This is a genomic window from Variovorax sp. YR750, from assembly GCF_900109805.1.
Lineage (GTDB): Bacteria > Pseudomonadota > Gammaproteobacteria > Burkholderiales > Burkholderiaceae_C > Variovorax > Variovorax gossypii.
This window is the reverse complement of the sequence record NZ_FOBJ01000053.1, coordinates 1-1371: the sequence shown is the minus strand read 5'-3', so window position 1 is coordinate 1371 and position 1371 is coordinate 1. Positions and strand designations below refer to the sequence as shown.

General features: G+C 70.0%; 1 protein-coding gene. It reads right to left on the bottom strand.

The genetic code is table 11. From position 1 onward, the window contains the following. Positions 1 to 1371, bottom strand: a 1371-nt coding sequence (locus BMY35_RS37490) for a polyketide synthase dehydratase domain-containing protein (RefSeq protein WP_177213807.1), incomplete at both ends; no start/stop codon positions are given.

The window sequence follows — 1371 nt, the reverse complement described above, 5'->3', positions numbered from 1 at the left end:
CTCGGCGCTCAGGTGCAGGCACCGCGCCTGCGGCAACGCCGCCTTCAGCGCAGCCCCCGCATCGCCACCCACCTCGCACAGCACCACCCAATGCGCGCCATAGGACACCGGCTCAGCCGCCGGCAGTTGCGCCTCCTGCCACGTCGGGCGCAGCAGCAGCGTCTCCACCTCGCCCTTCGCAGGCGCAGGCGCAGGCGCCGCAGCCTGCCCGGCAACGCTGTCCAGCACGCGGCTGCTGAAGCCGCGCAGTTGCACGCACACCCGACCTTCGGCGTCCACCAGCGACACGTCCAGCTTCAGCACCGCGTCGCCGATCGTGCTGCCCGCGCTCTGGCGCACCACCGCCACCGCCTTCTCCGGCACCGCCCCGTACAGCTCCACCGCCTCCACCGCGAACGGCAGCGACAGCCTGTCCTGCGGCTGCGCCAGCGCCAGTCCCATCGACGCCTGCAACACGCCATCCAGCAGGCTTGGAGGCAGCACGAAAGCCTTGGATGACTCGCTCACCTTGGACGGCAGCGCCAACTCGCCCACCGCCAGCAGCCGACCCGCTGCATCCTGCCCCACCCGGACTTCCATCAACGACTGGAACGTCGGACCATATTCGATGCCCATCCGCGCGAAGCCCGCATAGCACGCCTCGGATGCGAACACCTGCGGACACTGCGACCGCAGCCGCCCCAGGTCCTCGCGCGGCGCATCCGCCGGCGCCGCAACCCTCGCGCGCCCCTGCGCATGCACCCGCGCCTCCTCCTCGCCCGCGACCTGGGTGTACACCTCGAAGCTCACCGACCCACCGTCCTGCGGCACCAGCGCAATGTGCACCTCCACCGGCGCATTACCCACCACCACAGGCTGCGCGAACACCACCTGCTCCAGCCGCACGTCCCGCGCCTGCGACGCCGCGAGCTCCAGCGCCTGCACCACCGCCGCGCGCGCAAGCTCCAGGTACGCAACCCCGGGCAGCACCCGCTGCCCCTTCACCACGTGGTCGGCAAGGAAGAACTCCTCCCCCGTGAACACCGAGCTGAAGCGCTGCTCGGCCAGGCTCGAGGTGTTGCGGTGCACGAGCGGATGCAACTCTTCACCGACGGGCTTGCCCGGGGCGAACAGCATCCGTGCCTGCGGCACCCAGTACCGTTCCCTGGCGAACGGATAGGTCGGCAAGCTGATCCGCCTCGGCGCCACTTCGCCGTCGTACAGCCGCGTCCAGTCGAACGCCAGCCCTTGCGCCCACAGCTCGACGAGCTTGTGCAGCTTGCCGCGCGCCACCCATTTGCCGATCGCCTCCTGCAGCTCCTCATCCGTGCTGAAGACGCCCCATGCATCCTTGTCGCGCTTGAGCTCCCCGCGATAAAGACCTTCGACGCT